The sequence below is a fragment of the Rhizobium leguminosarum genome, from assembly GCF_010668065.1.
GTDB lineage: Bacteria > Pseudomonadota > Alphaproteobacteria > Rhizobiales > Rhizobiaceae > Rhizobium > Rhizobium leguminosarum_S.
Genome location: NZ_WUEN01000003.1, coordinates 407,065 through 423,301 on the forward strand (window position 1 = coordinate 407,065; position 16,237 = coordinate 423,301).

Here is a 16,237-nt window from a genome sequence, read left to right on the forward strand (position 1 = left end):
CTGCCTCGACATTTGTGTAGCGAGGCAGTGCGCAATCACCTCTTTACATCTAACATGTTAGTTTGCTACATCTGGTCCATTCTTTGGGAGGAAGCATATTTGACACAAAAATTCGGGCTCTCGGTCGCTCTCGCCACACCGTTCGACAGCAATGGCGATATCGCGATCGAGGCGATGATCGAGCAGGCACGCCGAAGCCTCGCTGCGGGGTGCTCAAGTGTGACCCTGTTCGGGACGACGGGTGAAGGTTCTTCTATCGGAACGCGGGAACGTGAGCGTGTTCTCGCTTCCTTGCTCGATAGTGGGATAGCAGCAAAGCAGATCATCGTCGGGGTGCTGGTCGACGCGGCCGAGGATGCGGCGATGCAGGCCGGCCATGCGCTTTCCAAGGGAGCCCGCAATATCCTTCTTGCTCCTCCTTCCTATTTCAAGAACGTGAGTGATGACGGCGTCTTTCAGTGGTTTTCGGCTGTCTTCGCCATCCTGGGCGACAAGGCGCGAGATATTATCGTCTACAACATTCCCTCGGTCACCATGGTTCCGCTGAGCGTATCGCTGATTGACCGGCTACGGAGCGCCTTTCCCAATGTGGTTACGGGCGTCAAGGATTCCTCCGGCGACTGGCCTTTTACCGAAACGCTGCTGAAGGCGCATGGCGACCTTGTCATCCTGGTGGGCGACGAACGTCACCTGGCGAAGGGCGTGCGGCTCGGCGGCCAGGGTGCGATCTCCGGTATGGCGAATTTCGTACCTCGCGAAGTCAAGCTGATGGCAGAGGAAGGTAAGGACGATTCTCGCATCGAGGATTTTGTGGCCGAACTGCTGAAATTTCCGGTGACCGCTGCCGTGAAAGCGATGGTCGCTCATCTGACGTCGGATGAAATCTGGCTTGCGGTTCGACCGCCACTCGTTTCAATATCCGGCGAAGGACAGGCGCAACTCGCTCTTGCGTTCGACACTCTTTTCCGCTCGAAAGCGGCATAGGGCGGACATGTTTCTGGGAGAGTCGATGGACGGAACGGACGAGCAGCCGACACTGCGGGAAAAGGCGTATGAGAGCTTCACACGCCATCTTCTTGCGCGTGACGTGCGCCCCGGCCAGTTTGTTTCGCAGCGTCGCCTCGTCGAGTTGACGGGGCTGACGCTTGGCGCCATCCGCGAACTCATCCCGAGGCTCGAAGCCGAAGGGCTGATCAAGACGGTGCCCCAGCGGGGGTTGCAGATCGCTCATATCGATCTGAACCTCATTCGCGAGGCGTTCCAGCTGCGCGTCTTCCTGGAGAAGGAAGCGGTCGCGCTTTTCACCCGCTCTGCGTCTGACGAGACGGTCGCCGGGCTACTGAAGCAGCATCGGGATATCGCCGACGCCATTCGAAACGGCGATGGATCGCACGAATTGGAAGTGCATGCGCAGGCTGTCGATTGGGGCATGCACGACGCCTTCATCGATGCCCTTGGAAATACCATCATCTCGAATGCCTACCGGGTGAACTCGATCAAGATGCGCCTGATCAGTCAGGACCGTTTTCGAATCGATGGTCACGTCGGGCCTGTCATGGTTGAGCACCTGAAGGTGCTCGAGGCGATCGAACGACGATCGGCGGAGGACGCCGTCAACAGCCTTGTCGCACATATCAATCATGCAAGAGATCGTGCGCTCAGGATATAATCGGAAATAAACAGCCGGGGGTGAGGAGATCGCCGGCAAAAGGAGGAGGTACCACATGTCATCGTTTTTGAACCCGACGAGACGCGGCTTTCTGGCAGGTACGGCTGCTTTTGGCGCCAGCAGCATGCTCGGCGTGCGGTTGGCATCGGCTGCCGTCGATTGGAAGCGCTTTGCCGGCACGACGCTTGAAGTCAACCTGGTCAAGAGCCCGCGCAGCGAAATACTTCTGAAGTACCTGTCCGAATTCGAGGAGCTCACCGGCATCAAGGTCAATGCCGAGGCGACGCCCGAACAACAGCAGCGCCAGAAGACGACCATCGAGCTGAGCTCCGGCAAGCCGAGCTTCGATGTCGTGCACATGAGCTATCATGTCCAGAAGCGGCAATTCGAAAAAGGCGGCTGGCTTGCCGATATCGGCGGTTTTCTCAAGGACCCCTCTCTGACCGACCCCTCTCTGGTTGAAACGGATTTCGCCGAAGCCGGCCTGACTTTTGCCAAAGATCCGGACGGCGTTCTGCGTTCGCTTCCATTCTCGGTCGATTACTGGATCATCTACTGGAACAAGACGCTGTTCGAGAAGAAGGGGCTGGCCTACCCGACGACGTTCGAAGAACTCGCCAGTGCTGCGGAGGCGCTCACAGATCCTTCCACCAACACCTACGGCTTCGTCGCCCGCGGCCTGAAGAACGCCAACACGCCGGTCTGGACGTCGCTGCTGCTCGGCTATGGTTCGAGCCCGCTCGGCCCTGACGGCAAGCTGCGCACGACATCGCAAGAAGCGATCGATGCAGCCAAGCTTTACCAAAGGCTGATGACCAAGACCGCCCCTCCCGGCGTCTCCGGCTTCAACTGGGCCGAGGCGCAGTCGGCCTTCCTGCAGGGCAAGATCGGCATGTGGCTGGACGGTGTCGGTTTTGCGCCGCCGATCGAGAACCCCGAAAAGTCGCGCGTCGTCGGCCAGGTCGGTTACGGCATCATGCCGAAAGGTCCGAAGGCACAGGCCGCAGGCACCTTCGGCGACGGGCTTGGTGTCGTCGCGGCAAGCCAGAAGAAGGAAGCCGGGTACCTCTTCTGCCAATGGGCGATTTCGCATGAAATGGGCGCACGTCTGCTGCAGGCCGGCGCCGGCGTTCCTTTCCGCCAGTCCGTCCTCGAGGATGCGAAGGTCCGCGAAGGCGTCAAGATGCCGGGCGCCTGGCTTGATGCCGTCGTCGGTTCCGGCAAGATCTCGCAGCTCGCGCTGCCGGTCATCATTCCGGTCACCGAGTTCCGCGACGTCTATGGTGTCGGTCTCACCAACATGATCGGCGGCGCCGATCCCGAAACCGAGCTGAAGGCAGCGACGGCACAGTTCGAACCCGTCCTGGCGAAAAGCGAGGGATAATGGCCTCGACAAGCATCGAAACGGCCGCAGTGGCCAAGACGTCGAAGGGAAGGAGCAAACCGGATCGGTTTGCTCCCAACTACTGGCCCTTTGTCATCCCGGCGCTCATCGTCATTGCGGCCGTCATCGTTTTCCCATGGGTGTTTACGCTTTGGATGAGCGTCAACAGCTGGACGCTTGGCCAGTCCCAGGTCTTTGCGGGATTGGACAACTATGCTCGGCTGGTCGTGGACATGCGCTTCTGGGACTCGCTGTGGCACACGGTGCTCTATACGACGCTTTCCGTGGTGGTCCCCCTTTTTCTAGGGACGCTCGCCGCACTGATCTTCGATGCTCAATTTCCGTTGCGCGGTCTTATCCGCGGCATATTCGTGATGCCGATGATGGCCACACCCGTCGCCATCGCTCTCGTCTGGACGATGATGTACCATCCGCAGCTCGGCGTCCTCAACTATCTCCTCTCCTTCATCGGCATCGGCCCGCAGGAGTGGATCTATAATCAGAGCAGCGTCATCCCGTCGCTGGTACTGGTCGAGACCTGGCAGTGGACGCCGCTTATCATGTTGATCGTGCTCGGCGGTCTGGCGGCGGTTCCGCGTGAGCCCTATGAAAGTGCTGAAATCGACGGAGCCAATGTCTGGCAGAAATTCCGCTATCTGACGCTGCCGATGATCGCGCCGTTCCTGATGATTGCCGTGATCATCCGCAGCATCGATGCGGTAAAAAGTTTCGACATCATCTATGCCATGACCCAAGGCGGTCCCGGCACGGCGTCGGAGACAATCAACATCTATCTCTACAACACCGCGTTCGCCTACTACGATATCGGCTATGGCTCGGCCATGGCGGTTGTCTTCTTCATCCTCATCGTCCTGCTCTCCTTCGTCCTTATGATGCTCCGGCAGCGCGTGAACTGGTCCGACGGGGAGGCACGCTGATGAAGCGCAAGACGCTCGATCGCATCGGACTGCTGTTTGTTGCCCTGGTGATGATCTCGCCGGTCGTCTTGTTCTTCCTCTGGATGATCTCGCTGTCGCTGAAATATGAGATCGACAACGGCGCCTATCCGCCGATCTTCATTCCGGAACGCTTCGCCTGGTCAAACTATCTGAAGGTCTTCCAGGAGAACAACTTCTTCCTCTATCTCTGGAATTCGGTGCTGGTCACGGGTGCGGCCACGCTTCTAGCGCTGTTGATCGGCGTGCCGGCCGGATACGGCATCGCGCGCCTGAAAGCTGAGAAGTCTGCCATGGTCATCATGATCGCGCGCATGACGCCCGGCCTTTCCTTCCTGATCCCGCTCTTCCTGCTGTTTCAGTGGCTGAACCTGCTCGGCACGCTCATGCCGCAGATCATCATCCATCTCGTCGTCACCGTGCCGATCGTCGTGTGGATCATGATCGGTTATTTCGAGACGACGCCGATGGAGCTGGAGGAGGCTGCAAGCATCGACGGCGCAACACCTTGGCAGGTTTTCCGACTGGTCGCCTTGCCCATCGCCAGGCCGGGCATCGTTGTCGCCTTCATCCTGTCGGTCATCTTCTCGTGGAACAACTTCGTCTTCGGCATCGTCCTTGCCAGCCGCGAGACGCGCACGCTTCCTGTCGCGGTCTACAACATGCTTTCGTTCGAACAGGTCAGTTGGGGGCCGCTGGCGGCGGCGGCGTTGATCGTTACCTTGCCCGTGCTGATATTGACGGTGTTTGCGCAACGGCAGATCGTGGCGGGCCTGACGGCCGGAGCCGTCAAGTGAGCGGGTGAGACAATTGTTTTGACGACGTCTTCTGCCTTCGATGCGCCTCCCGGTCGGGCACGCCGCGTTTTGTGTGTCGGCGCGGCGGTCATGGACACCCTGTTTCGCGTGCGAACGTTGCCGACCGGCCAGGGCAAAATTCTGCCCTACGATATGCTGCAGATCGCCGAAGGCATGGCATCGAGTGCTGCCTTTGGGGTCGCCCGGCTGGGCGGCGATGCCAGCCTCTGGGGCGCAGTCGGCAATGATGCCATCGGCGAACGCATCATTGCCGATCTCAGCGAGAGCGGCATAGACACCAGCGGCATGCTGCGCGTGGAAGGCGCCCGCTCGGCCATCTCGACCATCCTTGTCGATGATCAGGGCGAGCGCTTGATCGTGCCTTTCTACGATGCGGGCTTGCACGAAACGGTCAAGCCGGTCACGCAACAGGATGTTTCTGCTTTCGATGCGGTGCTGGTCGACGTGCGATGGCCGAAGCTTGCACTGCGGACGCTGTTGGCGGCCCGAGAGGCGGGCAAGCCGGCCATTCTCGATGGCGATGTCGCAGGCGATGGCGTGATCGAGATGCTTGCACCGGCGGCCAGCCACATCGTGTTCTCGCAGCCGGCCGCCGAGCGCCTTGCCGGAGCAGCGGAACTGGTGAAGGTCGTCGGTCTTCTGAAGCGAAAGTTCGAGCATGCTTTCATCAGCGTCACGGCTGGCGAAAATGGCTGCTTCTGGTTCGATGACCTGACGGGCGACGTCTTCCATCTTGCCGCTCCGAAGGTGAGAGTAGTCGATACGCTCGCAGCGGGCGATATCTTCCACGGCGCTTTCGCGCTCGCCACCGCGGAAGGCTTGCCGATCGAAGAAACGATGCGCTTTTCATCCATGGCGGCAGCGCTCAAATGCCAGGTGTTCGGCGGACGCATTGGTGCACCCACCAGAGCCGAAGTCCGCGATGCCCTCCAGGATTGGAACGTTGGGCGGCAGTCGCGGCGGGCAGGCAGCGGCGGCGCATAAAAGCAGCATTTCGCGGGTGGATTTCGTCGACGCCGTCCAACCGTGCCGATTCCGGCGAATACCCCTTCAATGCTGTACCCCTCAAAATTCTCCAGCGCTTCGGTGGCATTAACGACCGGTTTGACTGTTGTGGTTTCAACGCCTCGTGCCGGTAAATCAAGCGCGTTGACCGCGAGCGCGTTTCCATCCAGCGATGAAATGTTCATTTGAACATTTCAATCTTGCAAAGTGAAACTCGCCTGTTACCATCAGCCCCACGTTCGTAGCGGGAGGTTGCGGACCGAGAACAAGTGGGAGTGAGGATGAACAAGATCGCTTTTTTCCTGTCCGCAGGACTGACCAGCCTTTCGTTATCCGTTCCGGCAATGGCCGCCACGAAGATCCAGTGGTGGCACGCAATGGGCGGCGAGAATGGCGCGAAGCTTGAACAGATCGCCAAGGGGTTCAACGCGTCTCAATCTGACTACGAGATTGTCCCGGTCTTCAAAGGCACCTATGACGAGACGCTGACGGGTGCCATTGCGGCGTTCCGTGCCAACCAGCAGCCGGCAATCGTACAAGTCTATGAAGTCGGCACCGGCACGATGATGGCAGCACAAGGCGCTGTCTATCCCGTCTACCAGTTGATGAAGGACGAGGGGGAGGCCTGGGATCAGAGCAAATTCATTGCCCCGGTCGTCGGCTACTACTCGGACACCAGCGGCAACGTCTTGTCCTTGCCGTTCAATTCCTCGACGCCGATCATGTATTACAACAAGGATGTCTTCCAAAAAGCGGGGCTCGATCCGGAAACGCCACCGAAAACATGGGCGGACGTCGAAGCCTTCTCACGGACGATCATGAAGTCCGGCGCTGCCAAATGCGGCTTTACCAGCGCCTGGATCTCCTGGATCCAGACCGAAAACCTCAATGCCTTGCATGACAAGCCCTACTCCACCAAGGCCAACGGTTTTGGTGGCCTGGACGCGGAATTCACCTTCAACAACGATCTGACGATCCGCCATTGGGGCAATCTGAAGAAGTGGCAGGACGAGGGGCTCTTCAAATTCGGCGGACCTGGCGGCGGCGATAACGCTCCTCCGATGTTCTATTCGCAGGAATGCGCGATGTACATGAATTCCTCGGCCGGCCGGGCCGGCGTCATCAACAATGCAAAGGCTTTCAAGGTCGGGTTTGCGCCGCTTCCCTACTATGACGATGTCATTCCGCAGCCGCTCAATTCGATTATCGGCGGCGCCACGCTCTGGACGCTGAAAGGCCGTCCGGAAGAGGAGTACAAGGGGGTCGCGAAATTCTTCACCTATCTGCAGAAGCCGGAAGTCCAAGCCGATTGGCATCAGTTCTCCGGCTACCTGCCGATAACCGAGGCTGCGTATAAGCTGGGCCAGGACCAGGGCTATTACGAGAAGAATCCCGGAGCAGATATCGGCATCAAGCAACTGACGCGGGTGACACCCACCGATAATTCCAAGGGTATCCGGTTCGGCAACTACGTCCAGGTGCGTGGCATCATCGACGATGAGTTTGCAGCCTTGCTGGGCGGGAAGAAGACGGCGAAGGAAGCAGTTGATTCCGTGGTCGCACGAGGCAACGAACAGCTTCGCGATTTCCAGTCCGCCAACTAATGGGCTCCGCGACGGGGGCTGGTGAAAGACCGGCTCCCGTTTCCCATCCGTCAGTGTGAGGGCCCATGCAAACCAAACGGACCGTATTTCCAAACAAGCTTTTGCCTTACCTGCTCATCGCTCCCCAAATTTTCGTGACCGTGGTATTTTTCCTCTGGCCTGCGGCAACTGCATTCTGGCAATCCTTCCTGCGCCAGGACGCTTTTGGCTTCAAAACGAGCTTCGTCTGGTTCGAAAACTACCGTCGGCTCTTCGCCGATCCGATTTACATCAATGCCTTCGGCCACACGCTCATCTTCGCCATTCTCGCGACGGTCCTATCAACGTCGATTGCGCTGCTCCTGGCTGCAGCGGCAATGCGTGTGTTGCGCACCTCTCGAATTTATTCGACCTTGCTCATTTGGCCATATGCCGTCGCCCCCGCGATCGCCGGCATTCTTTGGTGGTTCATGTTCAATCCGTCGATCGGTATCGTCGCCCATATGTTGCGTGCGATGGGCATCAACTGGAACCATCTGATCAATCCCGATGATGCCATGGTTCTGATCGTGATCGCGGCGACGTGGAAACAGATATCCTATAACTTCTTGTTCTTCTTGGCTGCGCTGCAATCCGTCCCGCGCTCGCTTCAGGAAGCCGGCGCCATCGACGGTGCCGGTCCCATGAAACGTTTCTGGACGATCGTGTTCCCGCTGATCTCACCGACGACCTTCTATCTGATCGTCATCAATATCGTTTACGCGATGTTCGATACTTTCGGCATCATTCATGCGACCACCCAAGGCGGACCGGCGCGCGCGACGGAAATCCTTGTCTACAAGGTCTATTTCGACGGCTTCATCGGACTGAATTTGGGCTCGTCGGCGGCGCAGTCGGTCATTCTCATGGTGATCGTCATCGCTCTGACCGCGGTCCAATTCCGCTTCATCGAACGCCGTGTGCAATATTGAGGAATCCCAAGGATGGTTGAAAATCGCCCTTTCCTGAATTTCCTGGCGCACCTTGTCCTCATCATTGGCGTCACGATCGTGGTCTTTCCGGTCTACGTGGCTTTCATCGCATCGAGCCACGGCCCAAACGACTTCTTGTCAGGTGTCGTACCGCTGACACCAGGTGGCCACATCATCGAGAACTATTCGACGATGCTGTCATCCGGGATGACAAGCTCCGGGGCGCCGCCCATCGGGCCGATGATGATCAACTCGCTGATCATGGCGGTTGGCGTCGCGGTCGGGAAGATCGTCATTTCGATCCTTTCGGCCTTTGCCATCGTCTATTTCCGGTTTCCGTTCCGGACCCTGGCATTCTGGATGATCTTCATCACCCTGATGCTGCCGGTCGAGGTGCGCATCGTGCCGACCTACAAGGTCGTCGCCGACCTTGGAATGCTGAACAACTACGGCGGCCTCATCATTCCGCTGATCGCCTCGGCAACCGCAACCTTCCTGTTTCGTCAGTTCTTTCTGACAGTCCCTGACGAACTGATGGAGGCTGCCCGTGTCGATGGGGCAGGGCCGATGAAGTTCTTCCGGGATATTCTGCTGCCACTGTCGATCACCAATATCGCGGCGCTCTTCATCATCCTCTTCGTGCTCGGCTGGAACCAGTATCTCTGGCCGCTCATCATAACGACCGACCAGAGCTTCTATACCGTCGTGATGGGAATCCAGCGCATGGCAGCGGTTGCCGATGCCGAGCCGCGCTGGAACCTTGTGATGGCAGCCGTCATTCTGGCCGCCCTACCACCTGTCCTCGTCATCGTCGCCATGCAACGCCTTTTTGTCAAAGGCCTGGTCGAAACGGAGAAATGAAATGGCAACGATCAACATCATCGACGTCAAGAAGAATTATGGTGCCGTTCCGGCGGTCAAGGGTGTCAACCTGTCTGTTGCAGACGGCGAACTCATCGTCCTCGTCGGCCCCTCCGGCTGTGGTAAATCAACCCTGCTTCGCATGATTGCCGGGCTGGAAACCATCAGCGAGGGCCATGTCGAGATTGCCGGTCGCAATGTCAACAAGGCAGAGCCCGCCGACCGCGATATCGCCATGGTCTTTCAGAATTATGCGCTTTATCCGCATATGACGGTGCGCGGAAATCTCGAATATGGTTTGAAAAATCGCGGCACCGAACGGGCGGAAATCAACCGCCGTGTGGCGGAGGCGGCCGAGATCCTCGAAATCGGGCCGATGTTGGATCGCAAACCTCGCGAACTCTCCGGCGGGCAGCGCCAGCGCGTTGCGATGGGGCGGGCCATCGTTCGCGAGCCGGCCGCCTTCCTGTTCGATGAGCCTTTGTCCAATCTCGATGCCAAATTGCGGGTGCAGATGCGCGTTGAAATACGCCGGCTGCAACGGCGCCTGAAGACCACCAGCATCTATGTCACCCATGACCAGCTTGAAGCGATGACGCTGGCCGACCGGCTGGTCGTCATGAACGGAGGACTTGTCGAACAGGTCGGTACGCCCGTGGCAGTCTACGATCGCCCGGCGAGCCTGTTTGTTGCCAGCTTCATCGGCTCACCGCCTATGAATCTCGTGCCGATCGACGTCCTCAGGGCAGCCGACAGCGCAAGTGCCCTGGCATTGCCCGCCGGCACCGACATGGTCGGCCTTCGCCCGGACGCGTTGCTCGTCACCAAGCCGGTTGAGCCTTCCGTTCGTCTCAATGCAACGGTCGAGTTGCTCGAGCCAATCGGGGGAGAAAGCCATCTGCATGTGCGATTGGGCGGGAGCCAGCAGACGGTCGTCCTGACCGTGCCGGGCCGTCCGGATTTTGCCGAGAATGCAAATATCGACGTCTTCGCACGTGTCGGCGCGATGCACCCTTTCAACAGTGATACCGGGAAACGCACAGATTGACTCCGGTTTATTATTTCTCCATCCCACCCAGAAGACGACGAAAGTGATGAGACGATGACGACCGTAGAGCCGCGATCCGGCCCGAGACGCAGTGAAGTTCAGGCGCATCGAGGCGCCTCTGCCATAGCGCCCGAGAATACCATTGCCGCTTTCCGGGCGGCCGCTGAACAAGGCGCGGAGTGGGTCGAACTCGACGTTGCACTTCTTGCCGACGGTACCCCGGTCGTCATCCACGACGTTTCTATCGATCGCTGTTCCTCGTCAAAGGGAAATCTTGCCGACCTCACGGCGTCGGATCTCGAAGCCATCGACGCTGGCTCATGGTTCAGCCCGAAATTCAAAGGCGAACCACTGCCGACGCTGGCCCGCGTTGTTTCGGCGCTGGGCGAACTCGGCCTCAACGCCAATGTCGAGATCAAGCAGCATGCCCATCACAAGTCACTCGACCAGCTGGTCAAAGTCGTCGATCAACATCTGAAAGCGCGGGCGGCGCACACCAAGATCATGATCTCGAGCTTTGATGCCGCTGCGCTGAAGGGAATGCACGAGATCGATCCAAGCTACGACCTCGCCATGCTGTGGAGCAAGTTGCCTGCGGATTGGCTGGATGTCCTTCGGTCGATTCCCGCAAAGACCATCCATCTCGACTACAAGGCTCTGAGTATCGGGTTTCTCGAAGAGGCCGTTCGTCGCGGCATCTCGGTGCGGGCGTGGACCTGCAACGATCCCAAGCGGCTCACATCGTTCTGGGATGTGGGTTTGACCGGCGTGATAACAGACGACCCCAGTGTCTACCTCACGTAAGGAGCGGCGATGGGGCAGCGGATCATATCGAGCCGACAACGTGAGATCCTCGCGCTGATCGAAACGGACGGCGTTCAGTACATCGAGGAGCTGGCACGTCGGTACGATCTGACGACGCAGACGATCCGTCGCGATATCAATGCATTATGCGATCTCGGGCACGCGCGCCGCTTTCACGGCGGCGTCGACCTGCCGGTCGAGGGCAGCAACATCTCGCTCAATGCGCGCGCCCAGCTCAACCGACGGGCCAAGCGGCTTATCGCCAAGCGTGTCGCTTCCGATATAGGTACAGGCGCGACAGTGTTTCTCGGGATCGGCAGCACGGTTCGGTTCGTTGCCGAGGCGCTGCGTGATCACCAGGGTCTGACGGTTATCACCAATAACATCCACGTCGCCTTGAGCCTTTGCGACGCGCCGAGCGTCGAGGTCCATTTGACGGGCGGACTTTTGCGTCATGATGACCGCGACGTGGTGGGCACGGATGTGATCAGGTTCGTCGAAAAATTTTATGCGACTTACGCAATCGTCGGCGCGGGCGCTTTGAGCCCGCTGAACGGTCTGATGGACTTCAGCTATAGCGAAGCCCAAATCACCAATGCCCTGCTGGAGAATTCACAAACGCAGATTCTGGCCGCGGACGTCAGCAAGTGGACGCGCAACGCTTCCGTGCGTGTTGCGCCATTCAGCAAGCTCACCCGCTTCTACACCGATCGGCTGCCTGGCGAAGCGTCCGCCGCCAATGCCCTCGTCGAGAGCGGCTTGGACGTGGTCACATGCAGCGAGGACATGACATGAGCTATGTAGACCTTGTGCCGTCGGCTCGTGAGTTGCAGAATGTGCGCTACCTGTTCACCGACATCGACGATACCCTGACGACAGAGGGTAAACTTCTGCCGCAGACCTACGGCGCTCTCTGGGATCTCAGCCGGGCCGGCATTGCCGTCGTGCCGGTCACGGGCGGCTCAGCCGGATGGTGCGAACATATCGTCCGCGCCTGGCCGGTGGCTGCGGTCATCGGCGAAAGCGGCGCATATTGCGTCACCCGTCAGGACGGCGCAGTCGTCTTCGACTATTGGGAGGACGCCACCCTGCAGGCTGAGCGCCAGCGCCAGCATCTGCAGGCAATCAAAGAGCTGGTCTCTCAGGGGAGCAAGACGTTCAGAATTGCCCACGATCAGGTCTTCCGGCTGGCGGACGTCGCGATCGATATCCAGGGTCACGACCCGCGTGAGGTCGAGGACCTCGCATCCAGTATAAGAGCCATTGGCGGAACGGTTGCGATCAGCTCCATTCACATCAACACATGGATCGGCGATTACAACAAGCGCTCGATGAGCGAACGCGTTCTAACCGAGATGTTTGGTGTCGATCCCGATGAAACGGCCGCTGTGACCGCCTTCGTCGGTGACTCTCGAAATGATGCACCGATGTTTGGCTTTATCCGCAACTCCTTCGGGGTCAACAACATCATCCCGGTTCTTTCACAATTACAATACGCGCCGAAATGGGTCTCGTCGCAGCCCGCCGGGCTTGGCTTTGCCGATATTGCCCGAACGATCTTGAACGCGGCTGGCGCAGGTTCTGAGACGTCTCGTCAGCTTTTGACTGAGCCGGCGGTCATGCCTGCCAGGAAGTAGCGTTGAGCAACCAGGTAAAGGACCAGAAGGGGAAGGGAACCGAGCACGCTCATCGCCATCATCTCGTTCCATTCGAAGGCGTGCTGGCCCATCAGAAGCTGGATGCCGATCGGAACCGTCCGGAGGTCCATCGATTTTGTCAGCGTCAGCGCGAAGAGGAATTCGTTCCAGGCCAGCAGGAAAGTGTAGACCGCCGTGGCGACGATCCCGGGGATGGAAACGGGAACGATGACGCGCCAGAGCGCCGTCCAGCTTGAACCGCCGTCGACCAGGACAGCCTCATCCAGTTCTTTCGGCAAGGTGTTGAGATAGCCTGTCATCAGGAGGACGGCGTAAGGCAGAGTGAAGACCATGTAGGTGAGGATCAGCGCCAGGTAAGTATCGAAGATCCTGAAGGCGACCACCATTCCGAAATAGGGGATGAGAAGGGTGATCGGCGGAACGGTCTGGGTGCTGATGATGAAGATGTTCAAGGTGTTCTTGAACCGGAACTGATAGCGGCTGAAGCCGTAGGCGGTCACGATCGCGACGACCAGGGTCAGGGCGGTGACGACGCCGGCGACGAAGTAACTGTTGATGAAGAACCGCACTTTCACTGGATCGTTGAAAATCGTCAGATAGGCGGCCACCGTAAAATCATCCGGCAACAGCCGCGGCGGAAGCGCGAAGATTTCCGTATTCGATTTCAGCGAACTGAAAAACATCCAGACGATCGGAAAGGCCGAAAAAACCAGGCCGATCGCCAGACCGAGATAGGTCAGGATGGTCGGCAATACCGAGCTCTTGAAGGAACGCTTTGCCATGGCGATCACCTGCGCTGCTGGTGTTTGATATAGAAGTAGGTGACGCTCATCGAGATGATGAGGATGATCATCGCGCTCGCCGAAGCCAGCGAGAATTCATACTGCGAGAAGGCGAGCTTGTAGGTGAAGGTGGAGAGCACTTCCGTCGAATAGATCGGGCCGCCGCCTGTCGTCATCCATACGAGTGGAAAAACCTGCATCGTCCAGATGAAGTCGAGAAGCGCGATGCTGATGATGATCGGCATCAGCTGCGGAATGGTGATGTACCAGAACTTTTGGAGTTCGTTTGCGCCGTCGATACCGGCTGCCTCGTAAAGCTCCTTCGAAATGCCCTGGAGGCCGGCGAGCAGGCTGACCATGTAGAGCGGATAGCCTGCCCAGATGTTTGCGAAGGTCAAAGCGTGGATGGCGGTGCGCGTGGAGGAAAACCACTCGACCTTGAAGTTGATGATATGGAGCGCCATCAGCACGCTGTTGACGACGCCGTTCGGGTCGAGCAGCAGGCGCCAGATGATGGCGATGATGACGGCCGTGAACAGCCAGGGCAGGATGAAGAGCACGCGCAGGATGCTGCGAATGAGCGGATCGACGCGGTTGGTGTTCAACAGCAGCGCGAAGGCCAGGCCGATGATGAAGTGGAAGATGACGCTCATGATCGTGAAATAGAGCGTCTGCACGACCGACTGCCAGAAGACCGGATTCTCGAAGATGGTCATATAATTCTGGACGCCTGCGAAGGCAGCGTCCTTTTTCATGATGGCGCCGTCCATCAGTGAATATTTGAAGACCATCACCATAGGAAACAGCATCAGCAGAACAAGCAGCAGGGTTGCCGGCGAAACGTAGAAATACGGCACCAGCTTCCTCAAGGTGCTGTAACGAAGCCATCCCTTTCTTCGCGCTTTGGCTTGCGCAGCGACCAGAGCCGTAGCCGAATGATTCATGAGCTGTGACTTTCCATTCTGCCGAGATTTGACGACTTGAACCGGCAGCGCCTGGTTGCGCTGCCGGTGATCCGTGAAAGCGACGTGCTTAGAACTTCGCCAGCCAAGCCTTCTCGGTATTGGCAGCTGCCTCCTTGGCTGACTGCCCGCCGTCGAACATCTTCTGAACTTCGACGTTCATGTCGCGCATCAGCTCTTCGGCAACCGGAAGGCCGACGAATTCGTTCGCAGGATAACCGCTCTGGAAGATTTTGAAGGCTTCCGCGAAGATCGGGTCCGAGGCCACGAAGTCCGGCTTGGCATGGACGTTGCCAGGGAAGGCGTTGGCAATCGAGACGAGACGGCCGTTGACGTCAGGGCTCATCAGGTATTCGACGAGCTTCCAGGCTTCTTCCTTGTGCTGGCTGCCTTCACTGATGCCGATGCCCCAGGAGGCATAGGGCATGCCGCGCTTGCCGGTGTAGCCGTCAGTGGCCGGCAAAGCGGAGATGCCGAATTTGAGCTTCGGATTGCGCTCGCGGATGAGGTTCACATGGGCGAGGGAATCCACCATCATGCCGACGCGGCCATTGACGAATTCCTCGACCTTGTCCTGTTCCTTCTTGGCAAAAATGCCAGGAGAAATAACGCCTTCCTTGTTGAGGGAAGCGATATAGTCGAGCGTGCCGACGACGGCGTCATTTTCGAGGTCAGGCTTGCCGTCCTTCAGCATCGAGGCGCCGGAGGCCCAGACCCAGGACATCACGTCGTTCTGGATTCCGCTCGGAGACTGCAGCGATAGCGGCAGGACCCAGCCGTACTGGTTCTTCGAGGCGTCGGTCATTTTCTTCGCGGCTTCGGCAAATTCCGTGCGCGTGGCCGGCAGCTTGTCGACGCCGGCGGCCTTGGCGATATCGAGGTTCACGAAGACCGGGTAGACGAAGGATGCCAGCGGGAACATCACGCTCTTGCCATCGACCTTGACGATATCGGTGATCTGGCTCTTGTCGTATTTCGCCTTCTCCATCAGTTCGTCCATGGAGGCGATCGCGCCCTGCTTAGAGAGCCCGTTTACCCAGGCACCATCCAGGCCCACCACGTCGCTGAGCGTTCCGGAGGCTGCGCCGACGACGATCTGGTCGCGCGTTGTGGCATAGGGACCGCTGACCAACGTCACCTTGATGCCGGGGTTTTTGGCTTCGAAATCGTTCATGATGCCGCGCAGAGCGCCCGACGGCATTTCGGGTTCCCACCATTGAATGAACTCGATGGTGGTGTCGGCAAACGCCGATGAGGCGCAGAGCGCCCATACCGCCACGGCAGCCCGCATCGTCACGCCGAATTTTCTGATATTCATTTGTGCCTCCCAAAGATTGTCAGTTAATCGATCCTCCTCAAGATCGTAGGCAAAGTAGGTTCCCTGAAGCCCCTATCTGTCAATGAAGAACTGCGATCAGGAAAAGATGGGAAGCCGGCATTCACGGTGCTTGTTGCGTTAAATCATTGATAAAAAATCATAAAATTGATTGACATCATCAGCGTTTTTCTGCAGCATTTGTATTGCTTGTGACGCATTTTTTCTTTACTTTCGTAAACAAATGAAAGTTTACCCAACAAAATGAAAAGCGTGGCACCCGGCTTCTTCACTGCAAATTTTCGAATTTTGGGTGCTGAAACAAGCGCCTTTTGCAACCTCGCGGCGCAGACTGCACAAGTCGCAAATGAAGGGATATTTCGATTTTCGAAAGGGAGGGCAGAACCTGCACAAAAGTGAC

The 16,237-nt window shown here is 58.2% G+C and carries 16 protein-coding genes; 13 read left to right on the forward strand and 3 right to left on the reverse strand.

From position 1 onward, the window contains the following. The first annotated feature begins 99 nt into the window (after positions 1-99). The 13 genes from GR198_RS10290 (at position 100) to GR198_RS10350 (ending at position 12,736) form a co-directional block, all read left to right on the forward strand. The gene (locus GR198_RS10290; protein WP_164069045.1) at positions 100-984 is read left to right on the forward strand and encodes a dihydrodipicolinate synthase family protein; all 885 of its coding nucleotides are present in this window, start codon (positions 100-102) and stop codon (positions 982-984) included. Between the two features lie 7 nt (positions 985-991). Continuing rightward, entirely contained in the window at positions 992-1,669 is a 678-nt protein-coding gene (locus tag GR198_RS10295; RefSeq protein ID WP_029871195.1) for a GntR family transcriptional regulator, read from the forward strand. A gap of 55 nt (positions 1,670-1,724) precedes the next feature. Then, positions 1,725-3,053: an ABC transporter substrate-binding protein gene (locus GR198_RS10300; protein ID WP_164068736.1), complete on the forward strand. Its 1,329-nt coding sequence runs from the start codon at positions 1,725-1,727 to the stop codon at positions 3,051-3,053. Then, on the forward strand, positions 3,053-3,991 hold the full coding sequence (locus GR198_RS10305) for a carbohydrate ABC transporter permease (RefSeq protein ID WP_011648808.1): 939 nt from the start codon (positions 3,053-3,055) through the stop codon (positions 3,989-3,991). The genes GR198_RS10300 and GR198_RS10305 overlap by 1 nt, the downstream gene beginning before the upstream one ends. Further along, entirely contained in the window at positions 3,991-4,806 is an 816-nt protein-coding gene (locus GR198_RS10310) for a carbohydrate ABC transporter permease (protein ID WP_011648809.1), read from the forward strand. Before GR198_RS10305 ends, GR198_RS10310 begins: the two co-directional genes overlap by 1 nt. Positions 4,807-4,824: 18 nt before the next feature. Beyond that, positions 4,825-5,811, forward strand: a complete 987-nt coding sequence (locus GR198_RS10315; RefSeq protein WP_164068739.1) for a sugar kinase — start codon at positions 4,825-4,827, stop codon at positions 5,809-5,811. A gap of 302 nt (positions 5,812-6,113) precedes the next feature. Continuing rightward, entirely contained in the window at positions 6,114-7,436 is a 1,323-nt protein-coding gene (gene ugpB / locus GR198_RS10320; RefSeq protein ID WP_029871192.1) for a sn-glycerol-3-phosphate ABC transporter substrate-binding protein UgpB, read from the forward strand. 65 nt (positions 7,437-7,501) lie between these two features. Then, entirely contained in the window at positions 7,502-8,386 is an 885-nt protein-coding gene (gene ugpA, locus GR198_RS10325) for a sn-glycerol-3-phosphate ABC transporter permease UgpA (RefSeq protein WP_164068741.1), read from the forward strand. Positions 8,387-8,398: 12 nt separating this feature from the next. Next, entirely contained in the window at positions 8,399-9,247 is an 849-nt protein-coding gene (ugpE, locus tag GR198_RS10330; RefSeq protein WP_164068743.1) for a sn-glycerol-3-phosphate ABC transporter permease UgpE, read from the forward strand. 1 nt (position 9,248) lies between these two features. After that, positions 9,249-10,295 carry a sn-glycerol-3-phosphate import ATP-binding protein UgpC gene (locus GR198_RS10335; RefSeq protein ID WP_164068745.1) on the forward strand — a complete coding sequence of 349 codons (1,047 nt, stop codon included), beginning with the start codon at positions 9,249-9,251 and terminating at the stop codon, positions 10,293-10,295. Positions 10,296-10,349: 54 nt separating this feature from the next. Continuing rightward, entirely contained in the window at positions 10,350-11,099 is a 750-nt protein-coding gene (locus GR198_RS10340) for a glycerophosphoryl diester phosphodiesterase (protein ID WP_164068747.1), read from the forward strand. 9 nt (positions 11,100-11,108) lie between these two features. Continuing rightward, positions 11,109-11,894, forward strand: coding sequence for a DeoR/GlpR family DNA-binding transcription regulator (locus GR198_RS10345; RefSeq protein WP_164068749.1), 786 nt, complete (start codon positions 11,109-11,111; stop codon positions 11,892-11,894). After that, positions 11,891-12,736: an HAD-IIB family hydrolase gene (locus tag GR198_RS10350; RefSeq protein WP_029871187.1), complete on the forward strand. Its 846-nt coding sequence runs from the start codon at positions 11,891-11,893 to the stop codon at positions 12,734-12,736. Before GR198_RS10345 ends, GR198_RS10350 begins: the two co-directional genes overlap by 4 nt. On the opposite strand, the gene GR198_RS10355 is transcribed toward GR198_RS10350, so the two are convergent. From GR198_RS10355 to GR198_RS10365, 3 genes are all read right to left on the reverse strand, one after another. Beyond that, complete coding sequence (locus GR198_RS10355) at positions 12,694-13,539, reverse strand: carbohydrate ABC transporter permease (RefSeq protein WP_003550150.1); 846 nt, start codon at positions 13,537-13,539, stop codon at positions 12,694-12,696. The genes GR198_RS10350 and GR198_RS10355 overlap by 43 nt on opposite strands. A 5-nt stretch (positions 13,540-13,544) precedes the next feature. Continuing rightward, entirely contained in the window at positions 13,545-14,483 is a 939-nt protein-coding gene (locus GR198_RS10360) for a carbohydrate ABC transporter permease (protein WP_017956611.1), read from the reverse strand. A gap of 88 nt (positions 14,484-14,571) precedes the next feature. Continuing rightward, positions 14,572-15,819, reverse strand: a complete 1,248-nt coding sequence (locus GR198_RS10365; RefSeq protein ID WP_164068751.1) for an ABC transporter substrate-binding protein — start codon at positions 15,817-15,819, stop codon at positions 14,572-14,574. Between the last annotated feature and the right edge of the window lie 418 nt (positions 15,820-16,237).